Raw genomic sequence first — 24,395 nt, 5'->3', positions numbered from 1 at the left:
GGGCTCGCCTGTCTTTAACGGCAGGAAATCGCAAAAATATAGATGGGCCAGGGCAAAAATGATGCAATACAGCATCATCCTGTGCCTTTTTGACGTCTGGAGTACACTCGATCCACCTCCATCGATGAAAGGGATGCCATGAGTAGCAGAATCGAACGCGACAGTTTCGGCCCGATCGACGTACCCGCCGACCGGCTTTGGGGAGCGCAAACGCAGCGCTCGCTCGAGCATTTCCATATCTCCACGGAAAAGATGCCGCCCGAACTGATCGCCGCCCTGGCCACCGTCAAGCGCGCGGCCGCCCACGTCAACCTGGACCTGGGATTATTGGATGGCAAGAAAGCCATCGCCATCACGCAGGCGGCCGACGAAGTGCTGGCCGGCAAGCATGACGCAGAATTCCCGCTGGCCGTCTGGCAAACGGGGTCCGGCACGCAAAGCAATATGAACATGAACGAAGTGCTGGCCAACCGCGGCTCCGAGCTGATCGGCGGCTTGCGGGGCGCCGAGCGCCTGCTGCACCCGAACGACGACGTCAACCTGGGCCAGTCCTCGAACGACATTTTCCCCACCGCCATCCATGTGGCGGCCGCGCTGGCCGTCGCCAACACGGTCTTGCCGCCGCTGCGCCAGCTGCGCGCCACCCTGGACGCGAAAGCCACGGAGTTTGCCGACATCGTCAAGATCGGCCGCACACATTTGCAGGACGCGACGCCGCTGACCCTGGGGCAGGAATTTTCCGGCTACGTGGCGCAGCTGGACTTTGCCGAGCACATCATCACGGCAGCGTTGCCGCCGCTGCTGCAGCTGGCCGCCGGCGGCACGGCCGTGGGCACGGGATTGAATGCCCATGTGGAATTTGCCGGCCGCATCGCCGCCGAACTGGCACGCCTGACGGGCCAGCCGTTCGAAACGGCCAGCAACAAGTTTGCCGCCCTGGCCGCCCACGATGCCTTGGTCGCCGCCCATGGCGCTTTCAAAACCCTGGCCACGGCTTTGATGAAAATCGCCAACGACGTGCGCTGGATGGCGTCCGGCCCCCGCTCCGGCCTCGGCGAAATCACGATCCCCGAAAACGAGCCGGGTAGCTCCATCATGCCGGGCAAGGTCAATCCCACCCAGTGCGAAGCGCTGACCATGCTGTGCTGCCAGGTCTTCGGCAACGATGTGGCCATCACGGTGGGCGGCGCCTCGGGCAATTTCGAGTTGAACGTCTTCAAGCCCTTGATTGCACACAACTTCCTGCAAAGCGCGCGCCTGCTCGGCGACGGCATGCGCAGCTTCGACGAGCATTGCGCCCACGGCATCGCGCCGAACCGCGCACGCATCGCCGAACTGATGGAACGCTCCTTGATGCTGGTCACGGCGCTGGCGCCGCACATCGGCTATGACAAGGCGGCGCAAATCGCCAAGCAGGCCCAGCACGAAGGCACGACCTTGAAGGAAGCGGCGCTGGCCCTGGGCTTTGTGACGGAAGAGCAATTCGGCGCATGGATCGTGCCGCTGGAGATGACGCGGCCCAACAAAAGTTGACTTACACCCTGCATTGCTGGCGGCTTCAGGTAAACTATGGATTAGTTGAGGTCGTCATCAAGTGTTGAAAACACATCATTGCAATAAGGGATACAATGCAAAAAGTAAGCTTTGATTTAACATCCGAGTTCGTCGAGCTGAACCAGCTGCTCAAGCTGATCGGCTTGTGCGACAGCGGTGGCGCAGGCAAGGTCATGGTCGATAGCGGCGTGGTAAAGGTCGATGGCAAGAAGGAATTGCGCAAGACCGCCAAGATCCGCGCCGGCCAGGTCGTCAGCGTGGGCGATATCCGTATCACGGTCGTCGCTCCTGTCTGACCCCGGCATGGGGCGCGAAAGCGGCCCCATGCGTACAGCCAGCACTCCTGCCAGCCCGGCTGCCCAAGTCAAGCTGCGACACGTCGTTATTGTCAGATAAATATCGATTGCAGAAGGGAAGCGCCATGGACCATCCCGAACAAGGTACGCGCAGCCAGGAACGCCTGATCGGCGACTTGCGCCAGGTAATAGAAAACGCGGAAGAACTACTGCGTAACACAGACAAATACACCAGCAGCCTGTACCAGAGCGCGCGCGCCAGGCTGCAACTGGCCCTCGTCGCGGCCACGGCCGAACTGGCCCGCTTTGAAGAAGAGCAAGTCACGCGCATGATGGACGCCACCCTGGCCGCGAATGCCCTGTACCGCGATCAGACGGGCGAAGCGCGCCTGCTGCGCGCCTTCGAATAAACCGTCACGCTGCCAGGACCGCATGCGCCAGCCACTGGCGCAGGTGCGCGGTCAGGTCGAAGGCCGGGTCCAGCTCGAACGCCGCATCGAGCGCGGCGCCGAACGTTTGCCCCTGCTGCAAGGCTTGCAAGGCGGCATGCGCAGCCGCATCAAGCACCAGCACCTGCACCTTCCAGCGCGGCCGGCAGACCAGCGCCCAGCTCGCCACCTGCAGATCTTGCGGAAACATCCCCGAACCGTCCTCCTCCTGATGCGCCTGCCACAAGGCCGCCACCTGCCAGTCGGACGCGAGCAAGGTGCAAGCGGGATGCAAGGTAAAACGCCGCGCTTCCAGCTGATCGGGATGCAGGGCAGCCAGCGACTCGGGCGCCAGCGCTTGCGCATCGGCCGCGTAATGGGCCAGGTGCAAGGCCCATTCCAGGCGCGCCATGTCCGGCAGGTAGGGCAATGCGGCCACAGGCGGGAAAGCCGTCAGAAAATCGGCGAAACGGGCGCCAAACTGGTTCAAATCTGCGCTATCGGATGGCATCTGCCGGCCATACGCGCGCGCCAGGCCGCCAAAGAAATCCTCGCCCACCAGCGCCAGCACGACGGGATAGGCGTGGCCCAGGGTACGGCGCCAGGTGGCGCTCAAGTTGCCGCAGTACAGCGCGAAACGCTGCGGTACCGCCTCGCCTGCGAACGATGGCAATGTTGCCCCGGTATCGAGCAAGGCTATGGCAAATGCCTGCTGGCCAGCGGCCAGCGCGTCAAGCGACGCGGGTAGCGGCGGGGACGGCGGCGACGCTGCCTGCCATGATGGCGTTTGCGGCGCATGGCGCGCCAGCATGGCTTGCGCCTTGTCCGCTTCGCCCAGCAGGATATCGAGCGGCGGCAAATCCGTGTCCCATTCGACGAGGGTGGGAATGGCGCCAAAGCGCTGCAAGGCGGCCGCATATAGCTCCCAGACGGGATCGGCCACGGCGGCGCCATGGTGGTCGATCACGGCGTGCGGCGTCAGCAGATGGCCGCCCAGGTGCAGTTCGCCCACGCTGCCCGGCGCGATGGACTGCATGGCCGCCAAGGCATCTTCGCCGTGATTGCACTGGTTCACATACAGATTATTGATATCGAGCAGCAGCCCGCAACCGCTGCGGCGCGCCAGTTCCGCCAGGAATTGCGCCTCGCTCATGGCATCGTCGGCAAAACGCAGGCAAGTGGAGACATTCTCCAGCAAGATCGGCCTTTTCAGCACATCCTGCACCCTCCCCACTCTTGCACACAGCAAATCGAGGGCGGCGCCATTCAAGGCCAGCGGCAACAGATCGTTGAGTTGCTGCTGCGCCACGGCGCCCCAGCTCAGGTGTTCCGACACGAGGGAAGGTTCGATACGCTCGACCACGGCGCGCACGCGCTGCAAATGACTCTCGGAAAAGCCGCGCGCGGATCCCAGGCCGAGGCCCACCCCATGCAGGCTGATGGGGTAATCCTGACGCAGAGTCTGCAGCACATGGTTATCCCAGCCCGACGGCTGCAGATAATTTTCAGTGTGCACTTCCAGCCAGCCGACCTTGGGCCGGCGCGCCAGAAAGTCGCGGTAGTGCGCGGCGCGCAGGCCGACGCCGGCAAGCGCCTGAATGGGCGGCGGCATGGGCAGGCGGCGGACGCTTACGGCTGCGTGGCCGGCTTTGCCGTCTTGCCGGCCTTGATGGGCTTGACGGAACCGCCCGCCTGTTCGCACGTCCCCTTGGCAACATACGCCCATTCTGTGGGCAAGTTGTCCGCCTCCGCCTGGCCCGCGCAGGAATGCGCGCCGTCGGACGAAGCGCAATCGTTCTGCCCGGCCTTGGCCACGCCATAGCATTTTTCCTTGTCGCCTGGGGCGGGGCCATCGTGAGCGGCCGCATTGATGGAAGTACCGGCACAGAGGCCCGCGAGGGCGGCGGCGATGAGAGCTTGACGTTTGTTCATGGGGATTCCTCTTGCATGGGTCAAAGTAAAGTGGGCACGCCCCGGGCTGCACGATGGACAACGCGAGGTGATGGACGTCATTCTACTGAATCGGCCAGGTCATGGCGAACGGAGACGGGAGGAAGGCGAAAAGGATGGCGAAACGACAGACAAAAACGCCCACGCGCCACCGTCGATGACGGTGGTGTGGGCGTATCTATGGCGAGCGCCGGACTGGCGCCGCGGGACCGCGCTCAGGCTGTCGTGTTGATGCGGTTACCGAGATGAGCCGGCAGACTCGGCGCCGACTGTACCGGCGGCAACGCTGCCAGCAAGGCGGTGGCGGTCGAGCTTTGGATATCCTGGGCTTTTTTCAGGACAGTCAAGCCAACGGCTTGCCGCGTGCCTGTCTCCGCCATCGTGGTTGACAGTTGAGCAATGCTTCCGACGTCCATACGTTTCTCCAATGAGGTTCTACTCTTGTTAACGGATGCCGCCGGCAAACCTTTAGCTTATTTTTCCAGCCTGTGCAGCAACCAGGCCAGCACGTGCTCGCGGGCATTCAAGTCCAGCCATTGCACGCCCTCGCGCAAGTCGGCCGGCGCCGGACTGTCGGAGGCGACGGCGATCACATGCGGGTCATACGGATACAGGGGCGCCTGCCCTACTTCCGGACGGAACACTTCCAGCTTGGGAATGGGGTCCGTCTTGAAACCCTCGACCAGGGTCAGGTCTGCCGGCCCCATGCGGGCCAATTGCTGCGCCAGGCTCGGCTCGGGAGCCCCGCGCAGCTCATGCACGATGGCAAACCGATACGGCGACGCCACCAGCACCTCCGCCGCCCCCGCCATGCGCAGGCGGGCGCTGTCCTTTTGCGGCGGTTCCAGCGCCAGGTCATGGTGGCTGTGCTTGACCAGGTTGACGCGCAAGCCGCGCGCCGCCAGTTCCTTCACCACAAATTCCAGCAGGGTCGTCTTGCCGCTGCCGGAACGGCCGATCACACCGAGTACCGGGTGTGGGGGCATCGCATCGTGCATGGTCACTCCTTGATTGAGAAGGAATGATTATACGCAGCCCCACGGGCGCGACCGCCGACGCAGACCCGGCGCATCGTCCAGCTCTTCACCCAAGTCACGCGACTCCAGGTTTTTCGCCATTCCCAGCGGCAAGAGGCGCCGGCTTGCCGCCCTGCCGACGGCGCCGGCCCGACGACTTCGGCGCTGCCGCGCCCGCCGTTTTACCCGCAGCTTTGCCCGCTGTTTTGCCCGCTGCTTTGCCATTTAGCGCATGTGCATTCCTGGCCGTGCGCGCCAATTGCCGGTGGGCGGCGATCGCGCCCGCCTCGGCATCGGACTGGAAGGGGACGGCGACAGCGGAGGCCAGCTCGCCATCAGGCTGGCAAGCGGGCGGCGGCGGGGCGAAATCCTGCGCCCGCACATCGGCTTCCCAGGCGGCGCGCTGCGCCACGACGGCGGCGGGCAAGGCGGGCGCCACGCGGCCTTGCGCCAGGGTCAGCACGGCACCCAGGCCGCTGGCGGCCGCCACGCGCGCGCCCATCTGGGGCAAGCTGCCATCGGCGGCGCGGCAAAAACGCTGCAGGATGGTTTTGATGATCGACGTGTGATCGTATACCTCGTGGCTGACGCTGCCCGGCGCGATCAGCGGCGACACCAGCAGCATGGGCACGCGTACGCCGTACTGGCGAAACGCAGGGTCGTCGTCGATGGCGGCGCCAGGCGGCACATGGTCGAAAAAGCCGCCGTGCTCGTCATAACTGAGGATCAGCAAGGTGCGCGCCCAGGCGGGGCCGCGCGACAGGGCCTGGTAGACCTGCGCCACCAGCGCCTGGCCGGCGCGGATGTCGGCCGGCGGGTGGTCGTCGTTTTCAAAGAAATGCGGATCGATCCAGCTGACCGAGGGCAAGGCGCCCGCCAGCGCATCGCCGATGAAGCCATAGCGGCGCGCGCTCGATCCGAACGGTTCGTACAGCTCGGACGAACGGTAATGGTCGTCCGTCAGCGCCAGGCTCCAGGGCTTCCAGGCGGAATAAAATTTCCAGCTGACCTGGGCGCGGTCCAGGTGGCGCACGAAGGATTTGTTCGTGTACAGGGGCACGCGCTTGCTGTCGCGGCTGCCGGCCGCCTTGCCGCTGATCGCATACAGGCGGTTGGGCCAGGTGGCGCCAGGAACGGAGCTGTAGCAGCGGTCGCAAACGCAGAACTGCTGCGCCAGAAAATCGTACATGGGCAAGTCGGCCCCATTGTAATAGCCCATTACCAGGTCGATGTCGGGGTCGCCCGGATGCGTTTGCGCATAGTCGTCGACAAAGCCGCCATTATTATTTTGCAATTGCTGCGCCACCGACGTGCCCGTATGCGACGGGTCTTGCTGCGGGCCAAAGGCCGTGCGCCGCAAATGGTGCACGGGATAGCGGACACCCGCATGCACGTTGGCATGGCTGGCCTGCAAGCCATCGATATCGGCGCGCCCGCCTTCCAGGCTCAGGTAGCCGAGCATGTGGTCAAAGGAACGGTTTTCCATCATCAGCACGACGATATGGTCGATGCGCGCCAGGTTACCCAGGCCATGCGCATCAAAAGCACCCTCACCAGCTGCGGCAGCAATCATCGGAACTCCCCGGCCGCGCACACGGTCGCAGCGACCCTGGTTCGACCAGGCCAGGCCAGTATGGTTCAGCTATGGGGCCCCGGCCTTGATGCACAACAACTCAATACGGCACGCGGTAGCGGTAGCCCTTGAAACTGAAGATGGCCGCTTTCGGCTGCAATTTTTCCAGCACCAGGCCGGGCGCCAGTTCCTCGCCTTCGTGGCGCAGGACCTTGTCAATCAGCAACAGGCGGTCCGCCGGATTCTTCGAATAGATATAGCCGCCGATGGCGACCGGGGGGATTTGCCGCTGTATCGGCTCGGGCAGGTCGCGCATGCCGGGCACGGCATCTTCGGCTGCCGGCGGGGGCACGGCCGGAGCCGGGACGACGGGAAGCGTCTGGCCTGGCGTTTCCTGCTTCGGTTCCGCCACAGGCCTGGCATGGTGCACGGGCGCGGCCGTGGCCGCTGGCGGCACGGGCGTGACTTGCGTGACGGGGGCCGGCGCGGATACAGGGACAGGTACAGGGACTGCCGGCGGGACGATTGCTGGCAGCGGCGCGGGCACAGCCTGGGCCAGCACGGCAGGAGCGGCCGCAGGTGCAGCCGTGCCTGCCTGCCAGGGCTGCCAGAACAGCAGGGCGGCGGCCACGGCCACCGTCACGCCGCCCAGCGCCAGCCAGACGGGCGCGCGCCGCCCAGCGCCGGACGCGGCCGCATCGTGCAGCTGCACTTGCGGTGCATGGATCGAGGGCAACTCGCCCAGTTGGCGCTCGGCCTGCGATTTTTTCAGTGCTTCAAGTATGTAGGACATCTTATTTCCCCGCCACCATCGCCGTCGCAGCGGGCGCCGCCACGGCAGGAGCCGCGCTGCTCAGGCGCGGCTCCGCATTGTCACCCAGCTGCATCAGGCGTATATATGTTTTCGGGCCCGCCAGGCCATCGGCCCGCAGGTTCTGGCTTTGCTGGAAAGCGCGCAGCTGGCCTTGCATCTCGGCATCGAGCGGCAGATTGGCGGCCGGCGCCGGCAAGCCCCGCTGTTGCGCCAGCCGCTGCGCCAGCCAATCCACGTCGGCGCCGCGCGCGCCCAGCGGCACTTCGTCGCGCCAGCTGCGCGGAGCGCGCCAGAAGGTCGTGAAGCTGCCATCGCTGCGCTGCGCCAGCTGAGCCAGCGGCAGGCTTTGCTGTTTGCCATCAAGCATCAAGGTGGCGGTATCATCCTGCAGACGCGTCAACAGCGCCAGCTGTTCCGTGCCACCCGCATCGCGCAAGGCCAGCATGGCGGGACGGTCCAGCACGCGCAGCTCGGCGATGCCGCCCCGGCTGTGCAGGCAGCGCAGGCCGGCGCGGGCGCCCGCCTGGCAGGCGTCGCCGGCCGGCAACTGCTCGCCCCACAGGCCAGCCAGCTGGCGCAGCACGGCGTTGCGGTCAGGCACGCTGACGGGCGCGGACGCAGGGACAGGTGTCGCAGCGGGCGCCGCCGACGCCACCACGACGGGCACTTTCGCCACGGCCACTGTGGCAGGCGTGCGTGGCATGAAATGCCAGGCCAGCGCGGCCGTGACCAGCGCACCAGCCAGCACGCCAGCGGCCACGTGCGGCCAGCGCAAGCCCCGTCCGGCAGCCGGCTTGCCCTCTTCCGCAAACACTTCCTCGGCGGCACGGCGCAATATCTGGCGCGTCACCTGCGGCTGGTTTTCCACGTAAGCGCCCAACAGCGCGCGGTCGCACAGCAGGTTGATGCGGCGCGGCACTCCCTTGCTCAAGGAATGGATGGTCGCCATCAAACGGGGCGCGAACGGCGTCTGCGCCGTACTGCCCGCCACGGCCAGGCGGTGGCGGACATAGCTGGCCGTCTCGTCCTCCGTCAGCGAACCGAGGTGATAACGGGCGATCACGCGCTGCGCCAGCTGCTCCAGCTCGGGCCGGGCCAGCATGGCGCGCAATTCCGGCTGGCCGATCAGGATGATCTGCAGCAGCTTGCGCTCGCTCGTCTCCAGATTGGTCAGCAAACGCAACTGCTCCAGCACGGCGGCGGACAGGTTTTGCGCTTCATCGATGATCAGCACATTGTTCTTGCCCTGCGCATGGCTGGCCAGCAGGTGCGCATTGATGGCGTCGACATAGCCTTTCACGCTGGCCACGCCGGGCGCCACGGCGATGCGGAATTCCTCGCAGATCGACAGCAGCAATTCCTCGACGGACAGCTTCGGATTGAAAATATACGCGAGCTGGCAGTTTTCCGGAATCTGCTCCATGAAGCAGCGGCACACGGTGGTCTTGCCGGCGCCGATTTCGCCCGTCAGCAGCACGAAGCCGCCGCCGCTGCCCACGCCATACAGCAAATGCGCCAGCGCTTCGCGGTGGCGTTCGCTCATGAACAGGTAGCGCGGATCGGGCGCGATCGAAAACGGCGATTGCTTGAGCTGGAAATAATGCGTGTACATGGAGACCCTGCGGATGAAACGATCAAAATGCGCGGCGGCAAGCCGAGACCCTCAGCGGGTGCGGGCGGGCGGCAACGGCTTGTATTTGGCGCAATAGACTTTCGCCTTGCTACGGAAGTAGACGATTTTACTGCCAGGCATTGAACCACGGACAGGAAAGGCGGAATTGTCGAGTTTATTGAAGCGCAGGCCCGAGGCGCCGCGGATGGCCGGCTCCAGCTTTTCCGGCGTCGCGTCCGCCACCACGCCCATGAAGACGAGGGGACTGGTGTCGTCGCTGACGATCACGTCGGTAATCGGCGCGCCCCACAAGGTGGCGTCCGTGCGGAACCAGTAAGCGCCCCCTTCATGCTTGTAGGCGGGGCCGAAGGCCGTCAGCAAATACGCATAAAAAGCTTTGTTGTCGATCTGGTCGATGCACAGCACGGCATTGCCCACCACCTGCCCGAACGTGGACGGCGCCGGCTTTTGCTGCGCCAGCACGCCGGACACGGGCAGGCCAACGGCCAGCAGGGCGAACGCCGCCAGCAGGGCCGGCGCACGCCACGGGCGCGTCAATGAACGGCGCACGCGCATGATCAGCGCTTGCGCTCTTCTTTCTTGACCTTCTTGGCTTCCTTCTTTTCCTTCATGGTCTTGGCCGGTTCTTTCTTGGCTTCTTTCTTGCTGTCCTGTGCCTTGCTCATCATCTACTCCATGCCTGGGCGGAAATGCCTGGGCCATTATGACACTCCCCCATGAAAATGCCACGTCATTTCCCCTATGCAACAGACAGACCGCACCCGGCAAGCACAGGCAGCGCATGCACTTATTTGCAAAAAGACGTTTGCATTTTTGTTTTATTATGTTTTAATACACGAAATTTATAAATAGATATCATTCCGGTGCACTATAAGCAACGCCGGAAAGCATACAAACTGGGGACAGGACATGGGCCGGCATACGGCGGGACCATGTGTAATCGATTGACAGCCCTCGGCGGAAATAAAGAATATGATGAGAACAATGATCTTGCTGGGCGCGGCCCTGTCGCTCTGGACCGCTGGAAGCACGCATGCGGCGGGCACGGCGCCGGTTCAGAAGGCCAGCTACCAGGCGGCACCCGCCACCCTGGCCACGCGCCTGGCCAGTTTCCAGTCGCAAGACGCCAGCCTGCACGCCCCCGCTTCGCATGAACCGGGCACACATTCGCTGCTGCTGGTCACCATCGTGCTGCTGAGCCTGCGCATGCGCGCCAGAGCCACCACGAGCAGCGAAAAATTCAGTAACTGACGTGAAAACGGCCGCGCAAGGCGGCCGTTCCAGTCACACGTCAGCGCACGATCAGTGCAGGCACAGACGGCGGCGCGTCTTTTCGATCAGCGCCGCATCGTAGGGATACAGGTTCTCGATAAAGAACAATTCCGTTTCCGCCTCATCTTCCAGGCACATTTCGATCATGACCGGGCCATCGCTTTCGCGGCCCAGGAAATCCTTCGGCCAGCGGTTCTTGCGGTGCGTGCGCATCATTTCCATGCCCAGCGCGGCCAGCGGCGCCGACACACCGGCGGCCAGCGCCTCTTGCTGCCAGTCGTCCCAGTACTCGCTCTTTGCTGCCTTGTCGTTCATCATGCTCTTCCAACTCAGGTGTAAAAGCCGGACTTTACTCTTCATGGCGCCCCTTGCCAAGCATGCATGCAAGCAATACCGCATCACCAACAACAGACCAGTTGGAAAAAATTGGCATTAAACAAGGCCAATTTCAATACCATTCACGAAACACAAAAACTCCTTTATTAACAATCGCTTGCAATCACACCCTCGGGCATGGCGCGTCATCGCGCAACGCATTTATTAATACCACTTAAATACCTGTTGACAAGCCATCGGGGCGACAATATAGTGCCTTCAGCTTTTTCGCCGCCCGACAAATAAAAGAACCGAGACAGGCGCACTCAACCAAATGCGGGACTGCACAACATGATCGAATACATAATCGGCGTCGACGGCGGGGGAAGCGGTACCCGCGTACGCCTGGCGCGCCTCGACGGCCAGGAACTGGCACAGGGTCAAAGCGGCCCATCCGGCCTGGGACTGGGCATCGAACGGGCGTGGACCTCCGTGGCGCATGCCGTCACCCTGGCCTTCCGCGCGGCCGGCCTGGAACAACCCTCCTTGCAGCGCATGGCCATCGGCCTGGGCCTGGCCGGCGTGCACAACAAGCAGTGGGCCGCCAGCTTCGTCGAACACAATCCCGGCTATGCCGCAGTCGCACTCGAATCGGATGCCCTGACCACACTGCTGGGCGCGCATGCGGGCCAGCCGGGCGCCATCGTTGCCATCGGCACCGGCAGCGTGGGCGAAGTGCTGCACGCGGACGGCAGCCGCCATGAAGTGGGCGGCTGGGGCTTCCCTTCCGGCGACGAAGCGGGCGGCGCCTGGATCGGCATGCGCGCCATCAACCATGCGCAGCAAGTGGTCGACGGCCGCGTGCCCGGCAGCGCCTTCGCCACGGCCGTCATCGACGCCTGCGGCGGCCAGCGCGACGCCATGCAAGTGTGGCTGGCCGCCGCCAGCCAGACCAATTTCGCGCAACTGGCGCGCCTGGTGCTCGAACACGCGGCCAGCAATGCCGTGGCGCGCAGCATCCTGACCGACGCGGGCCGGCAGATCGCCCTCATCGCCAGGGCACTCGATCCGGCCGGCGCCTTGCCCGTGGCACTGTGCGGCGGCCTGGCGGCGCCCTTGTCGAGCTACCTGCCGGCGGCACTGTTGCAACTGGTCGTGCCGGCACAGGGCGACTCGGCCGCAGGCGGTCTGCGCCTGATACGCAAGCACTTGCAGGAGCAATGACCATGCTGGCCAAACTGTCCGCCTTCAAACCGAATCCCGCCAGCGACACGCCGCTCTACATGCAATTGGCGAACATGCTGTCGGACGGCATCGCCAGCGGCGACTGGCGCGCCAACCAGGCCTTGCCTTCCGAGCGCGTGCTATCGGAGCTCCTCGAAATTTCGCGCGTCACGGCGCGCAAGGCCATCGACATGCTGTGCGACCGGGGCATGCTGACGCGCAAGCGCGGTTCGGGCACCTACATCACGCCCAAGCTGGAACAGCCGCTGTCGCGCCTGACGAGCTTTTCGGAAGAATTGCGCCAGCGGGGCTTCACGGCCGGCTCGCGCTGGCTGCAGCGCGACATCGGCTCGGCCGCGCCGCTGGAACTGCTGTCGCTGGGACTGTCGCCGCACATGCCGGTGGCGCGCCTGCGCCGCCTGCGCACGGCCGACGAAGTGGTGATGGCGATCGAGACGACCACCATCCCCGCGCTGTACATGCCGGACCCGCAGCAGGTGACCGATTCGCTATACGGCTACCTGGAGTCGCGCGGCACCATCCCGATGCGCGCGCTGCAGCATATCCGCGCCGTCAACGCCACAGCGGAACAGGCCAAGCTGGCCAATATCAAGACGGGTGAAGCCATGCTGCACATCACCCGTGTCAGTTATCTCGACAACGGCGCAGCGGTGGAACTGACCCACTCGTATTGCCGCAGTGATTATTATGAATTCGTAGCGGAGTCGCGCAGATGAGCAGCACTATCAAAGGCAATATCCTTACCCCCGGCGGCTGGATCCACGGCGCCATCGCCTTCGGCGAAAAAGTCGACAGCATCACCGGTGATTCCGTCCACCCGTCGGGCAACAGCGACGACTATATTCTGCCCGGCTTCATCGACCTGCACGTGCACGGCGGCGCCGGCAAGGACATCATGGAAGGCGGCGAAGCCGTCTACACCATCGCGGCCATCCATGCGCGCCACGGCACCACCAGCCTGCTGGCCACCACCATGACGGCGCCGCCGGAAGACATCGACATGGCCTTGACGGCCATCGGCATCGCCGCCAGGCACCGCCGCCCGAACACGGCGCGCGTGCTGGGCGCCCACCTGGAAGGCCCGTACATCAATTCCGGCAAGCTCGGGGCGCAGCCGAACTACGCGCGCGCCGCCACGCTGGCGGAAATCGAGCGCCTGCAAACCCTGGCCAAGCTGCGCGTCATCACCGTGGCGCCGGAAATCGCCGGCCACCTGGAGCTGGTGCGCGCCCTGGCCGACGCCGGCGTGCGCGTGCAGATCGGCCACACGCTGGGCTCCTATGAAGACGGCGTGGCCGCGCTGGAACACGGCGCCATGGGTTTTACGCACCTGTTCAACGCCATGAGCGGCTTGCATCACCGCGAGCCGGGCATGGTCGGCGCCGCCCTGGCGCACGCCGAATACGCGGAACTGATCCCCGACCTGCTGCACGTGCATCCGGGCGCCATCAAGGTGGCCCTGCGCGCCATCCCGCGCCTGTACTGCGTCACCGATTCGACCGCAGCCACCGGCATGCCGGACGGCGAATACATGCTGGGCCGCCACGCCGTGCAGAAATGCATGGGCGGCGTGCGCCTGCCCGACGGCACGCTGGCGGGCAGCACCCTGACCCTGGACCAGGCGCTGCGCAACCTGGTGGGACTGGGACTGGACCTGGCCGACGCATCCAAGCGCGTGTCGACCAACGCCGCCGATTATCTGGGCCTGGAAGAACGCGGCCGGCTGGCCCCCGGCACTTACGCCGATCTGGTGGTACTCGATCGCGATCTCAAACTCAAAGCTGTGTATATAGAAGGAGAAATCTGTGACCTCAATGATGCTTAAAGAAGCCGTTTCCGCCGCCGAATGCGTCGCCCTGCAACTGGCCAGCGACACGGAACGCTACGCGGAACTGGGCCGCAAATTGAGGAGCACCTCGTTCTCGACCGCGCTGACCATCGCGCGCGGCAGCTCCGACCACGCCTGCAACTACGTCGCCTACCTGATCATGGCGCGCCTGGGCCGCGTCGTGGCATCCCTGCCGATGTCGCTCGTGACCCTGAACAAATCGCCGCTGGTGACGCGCGATACCCTGGCCATCTCGATCTCGCAATCGGGCCAGAGCCCGGACGTGGTCGAACCGATCCGCTACTTCCGCGATGGCGGCGCCACCACCGTGGCCCTCGTCAACGACATCGATTCGCCGCTGGCGCACGCCGCCGAATGGGCCATGCCCCTGCGCGCCGGCAAGGAACAAAGCGTCGCCGCCACCAAGAGCTTCATCACCAGCCTGGTCGCCGGTGCGCGCATGGTGGCCCAGTGGCAGAACGATCCCGAGCTGCTGGGAGGGCTGGAAGCGCTGCCCGAAGCGCTGCTCGAAGCGACCCGCGTCGACTGGTCGCCCGCCATCGACGTGCTGGCGCCGGCCCGCAACATCATGGTCGTCGGACGCGGCATCAGCTTCCCCGTGGCGCTGGAGTCGGCCCTGAAATTCAAGGAAACCTCGGCCCTGCAGGCCGAAGCCTTCAGCGGCGCCGAAATCAAGCACGGCCCGATGGCCCTGATCGAAGACGGCTACCCGCTGCTTATTTTCGCCACGCGCGGCCCGACCCAGGCCGGCCTGCTGCAGCTGGCCACGGAAATGCGCGGCCGCGGCGCCAAGGTCTTGCTGGCGGCACCCGCCGACGTGGCCGAACGCGACCTGACGCTGCCCGTCGCGGCCACGCCCGATCTCGACCCGATCGTCGCCATCCAGTCCTTCTACGTGATGGCGGCAAAACTGTCGGCCGCGCGCGGCATGGACCCGGATGCGCCGCGTCACTTGAGCAAGGTAACAAAAACAAACTAAGCAATACCCAACCCGAAAGCGAAGACTGGGGTCGGACCCTGAGGGTCCGACCCCGGCACTTGCGGGGCCACTGGCAGGGATAATAATAATGATCAAGAGACTGTTGGCAGTGTTTGCCTGCGCGGGCCTGCTCGCGCCGCAGGCATGGGCTGCCGAGAAAATCGAATTCTGGACCTTCAGCATGAAGCCCAAGTTCACGCCGTATTTCAATGCGGTGGTGGCGCGCTATGAGGCGCAGAATCCCGGTGTCAAAATCGAATGGATCGACTTCCCGTGGGACGTCATCCAGACCAAGCTGGTCACGCGCATCGTGGCCGGCACGCCGCCCGCGCTGGTCAGCCTGAACGTGCCCTGGGCCGACGAATTTGCGCGCGACGGCTTGCTCACACCCGTCGATGGCCTGATCAAGGAAGCGCGCGCCAGCTACATTCCCAGCGCCCTGGACGACCTGCGCTTCAAGGGCCGCACCTACGGTTTTCCCATGTACAGCAATGTCGCGGTGATCGCCTTCAATACCGCCATTTTCAAGCAGGCCGGGCTCACGCGCGGCCCCGCCAGCCTCGATGAACAACTGGCGTTCGCGCGCCAGATCGCGCAACGCACGGGCAAGGCCGGCATCGCCCCTGCCCTCTCGAAGATCGACGGCCTGTTCATGCAGCAGGGCCTGGCCGTCATCACCGACAACCGCGCCGTCTTCAATTCGCCGCAGCACGTGGCGCTGGTGCAGAAACTGGCCGACACCTACAAGGTCGGCGGCCTGTTGAAAGAAAGCCTGTTCGCCGAAGACAATTTCCCCGCCGTGATCGACGCCTACAAGGGCGGCCGCCTGGGCATGCTGCTGGCGCCGCCCACGGCCATGCAGCGCATCCGCGGCGACGCGAAAGATATCTACGCCATCACCGACGTGGCGCCTGCGCCGCTGGGCCCCACCGGCATCGCCGATGGCGGCTGGCTGGTGCACTTCGCCATCCCGAAGGGCGTGCCGGCGCGCCAGCTGCCCTCGGTGGGCAAGTTCGCGCGCTTCCTGACGAACGACGAAAACCAGCTGGCCTTCGCGCGCCAGGCCAGCGTCTTCCCCACCACCGTCAAGGCGGCGGCCGACCCGTTTTTTCTGTCCACGCCGAAAAATGCGGGCGCGGCCGAAAAGGCCGTGGCCGCCGGCGCCCTGTCGATGGGCCACTCGCGCACGCTGTACGTGGCCGGCATCGACGACTACGACGAACTGCGCCGCTCGCTGGTGAAGGCCGTCGAGGCGGGCGTGACGGGCAAGCAGGACGTTAAGCAGGCGCTGGACCAGGCCGTCGCCATCTGGAACCGCAAGCTGGCCACCCTGCCGCGCCACTAAGGACACCATGAAACTCGCCCACCGCCATACCGTGCAAGCCTGGTTGTTCCTCGCCCCGGCCCTGCTGCTGCTGGCCGCCTTTTCCTTCTGGCCCGTCGGCTACGGCTCCGTGCTGGCCTTCACCGACTACAGCCTGATACGCGAGACGCGCTTCGTCGGCCTCGATAACTTCCGCTACATTTTCAACAACGAGATGTTCGTCTCGGGCCTGAAAAACTCGCTGATGTTTTTGCTGATGGTGCCCTTCGTGCAGGTGGGCGCCATCACTCTCGCCGTGCTGGTGAACAACCGGCTGCCCGGCATCCGTCTGTTCCGCGCCGCCTTCTACGTGCCCGTGGTGACCACCGTTTCCGTCGTCGGCATCATGTGGGGCTTCATGTTCCACGAACAGGGCGCGCTCAATTACGTGATGATGACGTTAAAACTGGTGAACGCGCCCGTGGGCTGGCTGACGAACGACAGCCTGGCCCTGTTCGCCGTGATGTTCGTCACCCTGTGGCGGGGCCTGGGCTGGTACATGGTGATGTACCTGGCGGCCCTGCAATCGATTCCGTCGGACATGCAGGAAGCGGCCATGCTCGACGGCGCCAGCCGCTGGCAGCGCTTCTGGAAGATCACGGTGCCGATGCTGCGCCCGACCATCATGCTGTGCTCCATCCTGTCCGTGCTGGCGGCCCTGAAGGCGTACCAGGAAGTCGACGTGCTGACCCAGGGCGGCCCGATGAATTCCACTTTCACGGCGCTGTATTACGCGTATGACCAGGGCTTGAAGCACTTGAAACTGCCGCGCGCGCTGGCGGCCAGCTTCGTCGTCTCGCTGTTTTGCATCGCCATCGCCCTGCTGTGCCTGCGCTATCTGAAACCGAAGCACCGCTGACAGGGCAATGACCATGACAACCCGTTCCCGCCCCCTGAAAAAGCGCCTGCACATACTGGGCCACTATGCCGTGCTGTGCGCGATCGCCCTCGTCTGCGTCTTCCCGTTCTGGTGGACCCTGGTGACGGCCATTTCCACGCAAGGCAATATCTTCGCCTTCCCGCCCACCTTCTGGCCGCAGGCTCCTTCGCTTGAGAACTTCGTCGAAGTGTTCAACGCGATTCCCATCTGGTCGTTCTTCAAGAACTCCGTGCTGATCGCCGTGTTTACCGTGTTCTGGAAACTGCTGCTGTGTTCACTGGCCGCGTATCCGCTGGCGCGCCTGAAATTCCGCGGCCGCAAACTCGTGTTCGGCCTGATCCTCGCCACCCTGGTGCTGCCGTCCGAGGTCAACTTCCTCGTCAACTTCATCACCATCACGCAAATGAGCCTGGTCGACACCTACACGGGCGTGATCCTGCCCAACGTGGTGACGGCCGTGGCCATCCTGCTGCTCAAGCAGGCGTTCGAGGAAGTGCCGCAAGACCTGATCGACGCGGCCAGGGTCGATGGCGCCTCCGAATGGGTGATCTTCAGCCGCATCATGCTGCCGCTGATTACGCCATGGCTGGCCACCGTCGGCATCCTGACGGCCGTCGAATCGTGGAACGAGTACATCTGGCCGTCCATCGTCATGAGCAAGCCCGATGAATTCCCACTGTCGGTGGGCGTGCTGTATTTGCGCGGCACCTTCGGCAGCAGCACGCGCGTGATCGCGGCCGGCACCCTGATCACCATCGTACCGACCCTGCTCGCCTTCCTGTTTACACAACGCTTCTTCATGCGCGGCATGGACGGCGCAGTCAAATGAAAACGTCTCTCGATAAGGAAGCCTCCATGCACGACAAGCGCACCAATATTGGCAAACGCAGCCCGATTTCCTGGGTGCCGACCTTGTACTTCGCCCAGGGCCTGCCGTTCTACGCCGTGGCCCTGGTGGCCGGCCTGATGTTCAAGAGCATGGGCGTGCCGAACGACCAGATCGCCCGCTGGACGGGCCTGATCGGCTTTGCCTGGGTCTTCAAGTCGCTGTGGAGTCCCTTCCTGGAACTGGCGTCGAGCAAGAAGACCATGGTGGTGCTGTTCCAGTTCGCCGGTGGCCTGAGCCTGGGCCTGATCGCGCTGGCGCTGCAAACGCCGCTGTGGTTCGCCGCCTGCATCGCCGTGCTGTTCGTCGCCGCGCTGGCCTCGTCGACGCACGACATCGTCTGCGACGGCCTGTATATCGCCAGTCTGTCGGACAAGCAGCAGGCGGCCTACGCGGGCTGGCAAGGCGCCTTCTTCAACGCGGGCAAATTCATCTCGCTGGGCGGCCTGGTGATCCTGGCCGGCTACCTGGAGAAAAAAATCGGCATCAAGCCGGCATGGTCGGTGATCTTCCTGATCATCGGCGCCATGATGCTGTCGCTGGCCGCGTACCACCTGTGGGCGCTGCCGCAGGTGCGCAACGCGGCCGTGGCCGACAAGAGCGTGGCCGGCATCAGCCGCACCCTGTGGGACGTGCTGGTGGACTTCCTGAAAAAACCCGGCATCTGGGGCATGATCGCCTTCATCATCCTGTTCCGCGCGGGCGAGGCGCAAGTGCAGACCATCGGCCCGCTGTTCCTGCGCGAGGCGCGCGAACTGGGGGGACTGGGCCTGTCGACGACGGAAGTGGGCGCCGTGTACGGCACGGCCGGCACCGTCGCATTCCTGCTGGGCAGCATCGGCGGCGGCTACTTCACGTCGTGGCTGGGCCTCAAGCGCGCCATGTTCTTCCTGATCCTGGCCATGAATTTGCCGAACCTGGTGTTTTATTACCTGAGCCACAGCATGCCCACCGATCTGACCCTGATCACGGCCGCGCTCAGCGTGGAGATGTTCGGCTATGGCTTCGGCTTCGTCGGCCTGATCCTGTTCATGATGCAGGTGGTCTCCGTCGGCAAGTACCAGACGGCCCACTATGCGTTCGCCACCGGCGTGATGCAGCTGGGTTTCGTGCTGTTCAAGATGATCAGCGGCGACATCCAGACGGCGCTCGGCTACAAAACTTTTTTCCTGTGGGTGCTGGTGTCGGCCGTGCCCGTATTGATCCTGTCGCGCTTCATGCGCATCGGCCCGAAGGATACCTCCGACCCGTCTGACGCCGGCGCCACGTCCGCGCCGGCCAGCGCCAGCTAGGAATCGCACAACCCATGGCACACATCGCTTTAAAGAACATCGTCAAGCTGTACGACGACAAGCACCCCGTCATCCACGGCATCGATCTCGACATCCGCGACGGTGAATTCGTCGTCTTCGTGGGGCCGTCCGGCTGCGGCAAATCGACCCTGCTGCGCATGATCGCCGGGCTGGAAGACATCACGGACGGCGAGCTGCATATCGGCGGCCAGCTGGCCAACGATATCGCGCCGGCCGAGCGGGGCCTGGCCATGGTGTTCCAGAGCTACGCCCTGTATCCGCACATGACGGTGTACGAGAACATGGCCTTCGCCCTCTTCCTGGCCGGACATAAAAAGGCCGAGGTGCGCGCCGCCGTCGAGCGCGCGGCCGACATCCTGCAGATCACGCCACTGTTGAAACGCAAGCCGAAGGACCTGTCGGGCGGCCAGCGCCAGCGCGTGGCCATCGGCCGCGCCATCGTGCGCAAGCCCAAGGTCTTCCTGTTCGACGAACCGCTGTCGAACCTCGATGCCTCGCTGCGCGTACAGATGCGCGTGGAAATTTCGCGCCTGCACCAGGAATTGAAGACGACCATGATCTACGTCACGCACGACCAGGTCGAAGCCATGACCCTGGGCGAGCGCATCGTCGTCTTCAACGGCGGGCGCATCGAGCAGGTGGGCAGTCCGCACGAGTTGTATAACAATCCCGGCAACCTGTTCGTCGCCGGCTTCCTCGGCGCGCCAAAGATGAACTTCATCGCCTGCGAGGCCGTCGCCTGCGGCCCCGGCTCGGTGGCCGTGCGTCTGCCTGGCGGCGCCATGATCGACATCGAGGCGCAAGGTGACGCTGTGGCGCCGGGCAACCAGCTGACCCTGGGCGTGCGGGCCGAGCATGTCAGCCTGCAGGATGGGGCGACGGCGAACAACAACGTCGTCGACGCCACCGTCAGCCATGTCGAATACCTGGGCGACGTGGCCATCGTTTACGCCAGCATGCGGGGCGTGACCGAGATGCTGGCCGTCAAGCTGCCGGCCGAGGAAGGCTTGCGCCAGGCGGGCGACGCCATGCGCCTGCATCTGCCGCCGCAGCGCTGCCTGCTGTTCGATGCCAAAGGGCAAGCCCTGGCGCGCACGTTTGGCGCTCCAGCCCAGCCGTTTATGTGACAATAGCCGTTGTTTACCATGCTGCCGCCCTTTGACTTGTGCGGTCAGGATGGCAGAATACGTGTTTTTTTAGATTCCCTGCCCCCGGCAAATGCCGCCGCACCCTGTTGCGGCAACCAGTACCGGAGCGTATTTTTGTTATTGATTGAAGGATAACCCATGTCCCAATTCCGTCTTGCCCGTCTTAGCTTGCTCCTGGCCGCCATCGGCCTCAATGTCCTGCCAGCCCTGTCGCACGCGCAGGATGCCAAGCCAGCCGCTGCTGCCGCTGCCGCGCCGGCCGATTCGGTACGTCCCGAAGTGTTCAAGCTGCTCGATCCGGTTGCCGTGAAGGCATCGATGGATGCGAAAAACTACGCCGACGTACAAAGCCGCATCGACCAGGCTGCCGCCATTCCCGCCCTGACGCCGTATGAAACGTTCGTGCTGAACCGCCTGCGCGTGGCGCTGGCCTCGACCACCAACAATGCACCGATGGCCATGACGGCGCTGGAAGCGGTCATCGAATCAGGCAAGCTGGACAAGAAAGCCCAGGGCGACTTCATCCAGGCGCTGGCCAACTACCACTACAACGCCAAGGATTATCCGAACGCCATCAAGTGGTTCACCCGTTACCAAACGGAAACAGGCGACGTGACCACCATGCGCCCGTACATCATCCGCGCCTACTACTTCAGCAATGATTTCGCGCGCGCGAAACAGGAACTGATGGCCGACCTGACGGCCAAGCAGCAAGCGGGCAAGACGCCGACCATCGAAGAATTGCAATTGCTGGCCAACACGGGTTCGAAAAGCAAGGACCCGGCCACCTACCTGGTCGCCATGGAAAACCTGGTGCGCTACTACCCGTCGGATGACTACTGGAGCGATCTGCTGAGCCGCACGCAAGGCAAGGCCGGCTATTCCGACCGCTTCGCGCTCGACGTGCTGCGCCTGCAATTCAAGGCCGTGGGCACCATGCCGCCGCAAGATTACAGCGACATGGCTGAAATCGCTCTGCAGAACGCCTTCCCGACGGAAGCGAAAAAAGTGCTGGACGCGGGCTTTGCCAAAGGCGTACTGGGCACGGGCGCGAATGCCGCCAAGCACAAGAAACTGCGCGACCAGGCCAACAAGGCTGCCGCCGACGATGCGAAGAACATCGCCAGCGGCGAAGCGTCGGCCATGAAGAGCAAGGATGGCACGGGCTTGATCAACCTCGGCTACGCCTTCGTGACGATGGACCAGTTCGACAAAGGTATCGACCTGATCCAGAAAGGCATCGCCAAGGGCGGCCTGAAGCGTCCTGAAGACGCCAAGCTGCGCCTCGGTTATTCCTACGCCATGGCTGGCAAGAAAGATGACGCCATCAAGGTCCTGGAAACGGTCAAGGGCGGCGACGGCGTGGGCGATCTGGCCCGCTACTGGATCCTGTGGCTGAACCGTCCTGCCACGGCAGCGGCGGCACCGGCAGCAGCGGCACAGTAATTCCTGTTCCCGCCAGCATGCGCAAGGCAGTTCCCGGCTCACGCCGGGGCTGCTTTTTTTTCGACCTTTTTTCATTCACACCCATGCCGCCAGCCACCGCTCCCGCACCTGCACCTGAACGATTGACCAGCCTGGACGCGTTCCGCGGCTGCGTGATCGTCGTCATGATCTGGGTCAACTATCTGGCCGGCATGCCCGGCATCGCCTGGTGGCTCGAGCATGCGGGTCCTCGCGCCGACGGCATCACCTTGCCCGACCTGGTCTTTCCCGGCTTCCTGTTCATGGTCGGCATGGCCATACCGCTGGCCTTGCAGCGCCATTGCGGCCACGTCACGCCCGCCCTGCTGGGACGCCTGCTGTGGCGCTCCGCCAGTCTGATGCTGGCCGGCGTGGTGCTGGCGAATGCCTACCGCTACGATGCGCAGGCGGCGCCGCTGCCGCACGCCCTGTATTTCCTGCTGTTTTACGTGGCCATGATCCTGCTGTGGCGCCAGGGCGCGGGCAAGCTGGCGCTGGCCGTGGGCGGCGCGCTGATGCTGTTCCTGCTGGCGACGTTCCGCGGAGAGCTGAACAGCGAATTTTCCAGCACCTGGCTGCAGCCGTCGTGGTGGGGCATCCTCGGCATGATAGGCTGGTCCTACCTGCTGTGCAGCCTGCTGTACCTGGCGTGCCGGGGTAGCGGCACGGCGCTGATGGGCGTGTTTTCCCTGCTGCTCATGCTGTACATGGGGGGCACGGCGGGCAGCCTGGATTTCCTGCCGGCAGGCGTCAACGCATTCGTCAACGTGCCGCAGGTGCTCGGCTCGACGGCAGCCAATGTACTGGCCGGCACCCTGGTGGGCCAGCTGTTCCTGCGCGGCGCGGCCCTGCGCCATGGGCAGCGCATCCGTTTCATGGCGTGGTTCGCGCTGGGCTTGCTGGCGGCCGGCCTGCTGCTGCGGCCGTATCACCACATCAACAAGATCGCGGCCACGGAATCGTACACACTCGTGTGCAGCGCCCTCATCCTGGCCCTGTTCCTCATGTTTTATGTCGTCATCGACGTGTGGCGCTGGCGCGCCTGGGCGGTGGTATTGTTGCCTGCCGGCACCAACGCCCTGTTCGCCTACATCGTGCCCGACCTGTGGCAGCAGCTGGCGGCCGTGCTGCACCTGCCGCGCTTCTGGTGGCCCTGGCTGGAAACGGGCGGCGCGGCCGGCCTGTGGAATGCCGCCGCCGTCACCGCCCTGATGCTGGCCTTCACCGCGCTGGCCACGCGCTACGGATTAAAACTGAAGTTCTAGACCTTGATATAGATCTTGCGCTTGTCCATGGCATAGGCGATCAGCCAGCACAGCAGCATGAAGCTGACGGCAAACAGCAAGGAAGCCATGCGCGCCGGCGCCCAGCCCGTGAACCAGTGCTGGTACAGCCACTGGTACAGGTTGCCGCCGCCGATGCGCACGGTAAACGCGATGATCACCAGCACTTCCGACACCAGGTAGATGAACAGGGTGTTCTTGCCGAAGACTTCAAAGAAGTAGGTCCAGCACGTCATTTGTCGCACGTCAATGATGAACATCAGCAGCGCCAGCAGCAGCAAGTCCAGGCCGATGCCGAGCATCACATAAGAGCTGCTCCACAGCTTCTTATTGATCGGAAACACTTCATTCCAGCACAGGGCCACGGCCACGCAGATGACGCCGGCCACGGCCAGTTGATACAAGCTGGAGCGCAGCCGTGCCGGCGCCGCCTGGCGCACGAAGCTGCCCGCCAGGTAGCCGGCAATCACATTGACGATGGACGGCAAGGTGCCGAGGATACCTTCCGGGTCGAAGGCGATGCCTTCGCCGTGGTACAAATGGCTGTCGCCCAGCAGGATCAGGTCGAGCTTGGCCGGCGCATTGCCGTGCAGGCTGTAGTCGCCAAAACAGGCCAGGATGGCCCAGTAGCCGAGCAAGGCGCAGGCGCTGAAGACGAGCGCGCCGCGCGTCTTCCCGTAATGCAGGATCAGGGCGGCGGCCAGATAGCACACGGCGATACGCTGCAGCACACCGGGAATACGCGTGTGCGACAACGGCGACCAGGCGAACTGGCCCGCGTCGTCGATCTTGAAGAAGGGAAACCAGTACAGCAAAAAGCCCAATAGAAAGATCAGCGCGCTGCGCTTGCACAGCCGGGCCAGCACGGCGCCGTGTCCCAGGTATTCATACTTGCCCAGCGCAAAGGCCAGCGCATTGCCGACGACAAACAAAAAGCTGGGAAAGACCAGGTCCGTGAGGGTAAATCCATGCCATTCGGCATGCAGGAAAGGCGCATACACGGCGCCCCAGTCGCCAGGCGTATTAACGACGATCATCAGGGCGACGGTCAGGCCGCGCAGGACGTCGAGGGCGAGGTAGCGTTGAGAAGCAATAGTCATGGTCAAACAATTCAAAAAGATAAAAACCAGCTTC

General features: G+C 64.2%; 25 protein-coding genes. 15 read left to right on the top strand and 10 right to left on the bottom strand.

Annotated features, from left to right (window positions below):
- The first annotated feature begins 138 nt into the window (after window positions 1-138).
- The 3 genes from fumC to D9M09_RS04330 all read left to right on the top strand — a co-directional run bounded on the left by fumC (window position 139) and on the right by D9M09_RS04330 (window position 2,260).
- Window positions 139-1,533, top strand: a complete 1,395-nt coding sequence (gene fumC, locus D9M09_RS04340; RefSeq protein ID WP_070221825.1) for a class II fumarate hydratase — start codon at window positions 139-141, stop codon at window positions 1,531-1,533.
- A 95-nt stretch (window positions 1,534-1,628) separates the two neighbouring features.
- Window positions 1,629-1,850, top strand: coding sequence for an RNA-binding S4 domain-containing protein (locus tag D9M09_RS04335; RefSeq protein ID WP_121668662.1), 222 nt, complete (start codon window positions 1,629-1,631; stop codon window positions 1,848-1,850).
- 125 nt (window positions 1,851-1,975) lie between these two features.
- Entirely contained in the window at window positions 1,976-2,260 is a 285-nt protein-coding gene (locus D9M09_RS04330) for a hypothetical protein (protein WP_070221826.1), read from the top strand.
- Between the two features lie 4 nt (window positions 2,261-2,264).
- On the opposite strand, the gene bufB is transcribed toward D9M09_RS04330, so the two are convergent.
- The 8 genes from bufB to D9M09_RS04290 all read right to left on the bottom strand — a co-directional run bounded on the left by bufB (window position 2,265) and on the right by D9M09_RS04290 (window position 9,819).
- Complete coding sequence (gene bufB / locus D9M09_RS04325; protein ID WP_121668661.1) at window positions 2,265-3,890, bottom strand: MNIO family bufferin maturase; 1,626 nt, start codon at window positions 3,888-3,890, stop codon at window positions 2,265-2,267.
- Between the two features lie 17 nt (window positions 3,891-3,907).
- The gene (locus tag D9M09_RS04320) at window positions 3,908-4,210 is read right to left on the bottom strand and encodes a BufA1 family periplasmic bufferin-type metallophore (RefSeq protein WP_070292140.1); all 303 of its coding nucleotides are present in this window, start codon (window positions 4,208-4,210) and stop codon (window positions 3,908-3,910) included.
- Between the two features lie 233 nt (window positions 4,211-4,443).
- Window positions 4,444-4,644 carry a YjfB family protein gene (locus tag D9M09_RS04315; protein ID WP_034781856.1) on the bottom strand — a complete coding sequence of 67 codons (201 nt, stop codon included), beginning with the start codon at window positions 4,642-4,644 and terminating at the stop codon, window positions 4,444-4,446.
- 57 nt (window positions 4,645-4,701) lie between these two features.
- Complete coding sequence (mobB, locus tag D9M09_RS04310; protein WP_121668660.1) at window positions 4,702-5,226, bottom strand: molybdopterin-guanine dinucleotide biosynthesis protein B; 525 nt, start codon at window positions 5,224-5,226, stop codon at window positions 4,702-4,704.
- Window positions 5,227-5,320: 94 nt separating this feature from the next.
- Window positions 5,321-6,817: an alkaline phosphatase family protein gene (locus D9M09_RS04305; protein WP_070292142.1), complete on the bottom strand. Its 1,497-nt coding sequence runs from the start codon at window positions 6,815-6,817 to the stop codon at window positions 5,321-5,323.
- A 100-nt stretch (window positions 6,818-6,917) separates the two neighbouring features.
- A complete protein-coding gene (locus D9M09_RS04300) occupies window positions 6,918-7,610 on the bottom strand; it encodes a general secretion pathway protein GspB (RefSeq protein ID WP_121668659.1) in 693 nt (230 codons plus the stop codon).
- Between the two features lies 1 nt (window position 7,611).
- Window positions 7,612-9,243, bottom strand: a complete 1,632-nt coding sequence (locus D9M09_RS04295) for an ExeA family protein (protein WP_121668658.1) — start codon at window positions 9,241-9,243, stop codon at window positions 7,612-7,614.
- A gap of 51 nt (window positions 9,244-9,294) precedes the next feature.
- Window positions 9,295-9,819 carry a hypothetical protein gene (locus tag D9M09_RS04290; RefSeq protein WP_070313696.1) on the bottom strand — a complete coding sequence of 175 codons (525 nt, stop codon included), beginning with the start codon at window positions 9,817-9,819 and terminating at the stop codon, window positions 9,295-9,297.
- Between the two features lie 417 nt (window positions 9,820-10,236).
- Here D9M09_RS04290 and D9M09_RS04285 point away from each other — a divergent pair, with 417 nt between their 5' ends.
- Window positions 10,237-10,515 carry a hypothetical protein gene (locus tag D9M09_RS04285; protein WP_139143662.1) on the top strand — a complete coding sequence of 93 codons (279 nt, stop codon included), beginning with the start codon at window positions 10,237-10,239 and terminating at the stop codon, window positions 10,513-10,515.
- Window positions 10,516-10,566: 51 nt separating this feature from the next.
- Here D9M09_RS04285 and D9M09_RS04280 read toward each other — a convergent pair whose 3' ends face one another.
- Window positions 10,567-10,854, bottom strand: a complete 288-nt coding sequence (locus D9M09_RS04280; RefSeq protein ID WP_034759823.1) for a hypothetical protein — start codon at window positions 10,852-10,854, stop codon at window positions 10,567-10,569.
- 348 nt (window positions 10,855-11,202) lie between these two features.
- On the opposite strand from D9M09_RS04280, the gene D9M09_RS04275 reads away from it, so the two are divergent.
- The 11 genes from D9M09_RS04275 to D9M09_RS04225 all read left to right on the top strand — a co-directional run bounded on the left by D9M09_RS04275 (window position 11,203) and on the right by D9M09_RS04225 (window position 23,243).
- Window positions 11,203-12,075, top strand: a complete 873-nt coding sequence (locus D9M09_RS04275; protein WP_121668657.1) for a BadF/BadG/BcrA/BcrD ATPase family protein — start codon at window positions 11,203-11,205, stop codon at window positions 12,073-12,075.
- 2 nt (window positions 12,076-12,077) lie between these two features.
- Window positions 12,078-12,812 carry a GntR family transcriptional regulator gene (locus tag D9M09_RS04270; protein WP_070221876.1) on the top strand — a complete coding sequence of 245 codons (735 nt, stop codon included), beginning with the start codon at window positions 12,078-12,080 and terminating at the stop codon, window positions 12,810-12,812.
- Window positions 12,809-13,921, top strand: a complete 1,113-nt coding sequence (gene nagA / locus D9M09_RS04265) for an N-acetylglucosamine-6-phosphate deacetylase (RefSeq protein WP_070221836.1) — start codon at window positions 12,809-12,811, stop codon at window positions 13,919-13,921. The genes D9M09_RS04270 and nagA overlap by 4 nt, the downstream gene beginning before the upstream one ends.
- Window positions 13,911-14,924: an SIS domain-containing protein gene (locus tag D9M09_RS04260; protein ID WP_070221837.1), complete on the top strand. Its 1,014-nt coding sequence runs from the start codon at window positions 13,911-13,913 to the stop codon at window positions 14,922-14,924. Before nagA ends, D9M09_RS04260 begins: the two co-directional genes overlap by 11 nt.
- A gap of 88 nt (window positions 14,925-15,012) precedes the next feature.
- Window positions 15,013-16,269, top strand: coding sequence for an ABC transporter substrate-binding protein (locus D9M09_RS04255; protein WP_121668656.1), 1,257 nt, complete (start codon window positions 15,013-15,015; stop codon window positions 16,267-16,269).
- 7 nt (window positions 16,270-16,276) lie between these two features.
- Entirely contained in the window at window positions 16,277-17,146 is an 870-nt protein-coding gene (locus D9M09_RS04250) for a carbohydrate ABC transporter permease (RefSeq protein ID WP_070221839.1), read from the top strand.
- Between the two features lie 13 nt (window positions 17,147-17,159).
- Complete coding sequence (locus D9M09_RS04245; protein WP_121670963.1) at window positions 17,160-17,996, top strand: carbohydrate ABC transporter permease; 837 nt, start codon at window positions 17,160-17,162, stop codon at window positions 17,994-17,996.
- A 26-nt stretch (window positions 17,997-18,022) separates the two neighbouring features.
- Window positions 18,023-19,345 (top strand): MFS transporter, encoded by a 1,323-nt coding sequence (locus D9M09_RS04240; RefSeq protein WP_121668655.1) that lies wholly within the window; start codon window positions 18,023-18,025, stop codon window positions 19,343-19,345.
- Between the two features lie 14 nt (window positions 19,346-19,359).
- Window positions 19,360-20,493 carry an ABC transporter ATP-binding protein gene (locus tag D9M09_RS04235; RefSeq protein ID WP_121668654.1) on the top strand — a complete coding sequence of 378 codons (1,134 nt, stop codon included), beginning with the start codon at window positions 19,360-19,362 and terminating at the stop codon, window positions 20,491-20,493.
- A 159-nt stretch (window positions 20,494-20,652) separates the two neighbouring features.
- On the top strand, window positions 20,653-21,960 hold the full coding sequence (locus tag D9M09_RS04230; protein WP_121668653.1) for a tetratricopeptide repeat protein: 1,308 nt from the start codon (window positions 20,653-20,655) through the stop codon (window positions 21,958-21,960).
- An 83-nt stretch (window positions 21,961-22,043) separates the two neighbouring features.
- A complete protein-coding gene (locus tag D9M09_RS04225; RefSeq protein ID WP_162995570.1) occupies window positions 22,044-23,243 on the top strand; it encodes a DUF5009 domain-containing protein in 1,200 nt (399 codons plus the stop codon).
- On the opposite strand, the gene D9M09_RS04220 is transcribed toward D9M09_RS04225, so the two are convergent.
- Window positions 23,240-24,361 (bottom strand): acyltransferase family protein, encoded by a 1,122-nt coding sequence (locus tag D9M09_RS04220; protein WP_121668651.1) that lies wholly within the window; start codon window positions 24,359-24,361, stop codon window positions 23,240-23,242. The genes D9M09_RS04225 and D9M09_RS04220 overlap by 4 nt on opposite strands.
- Window positions 24,362-24,395: the final 34 nt, after the last annotated feature.

It is taken from the genome of Janthinobacterium agaricidamnosum, from assembly GCF_003667705.1.
Lineage (GTDB): Bacteria > Pseudomonadota > Gammaproteobacteria > Burkholderiales > Burkholderiaceae_D > Janthinobacterium.
The sequence above is the reverse complement of the archived record's forward strand: the minus strand, read 5'-3'. Positions and strand labels throughout refer to the sequence as shown.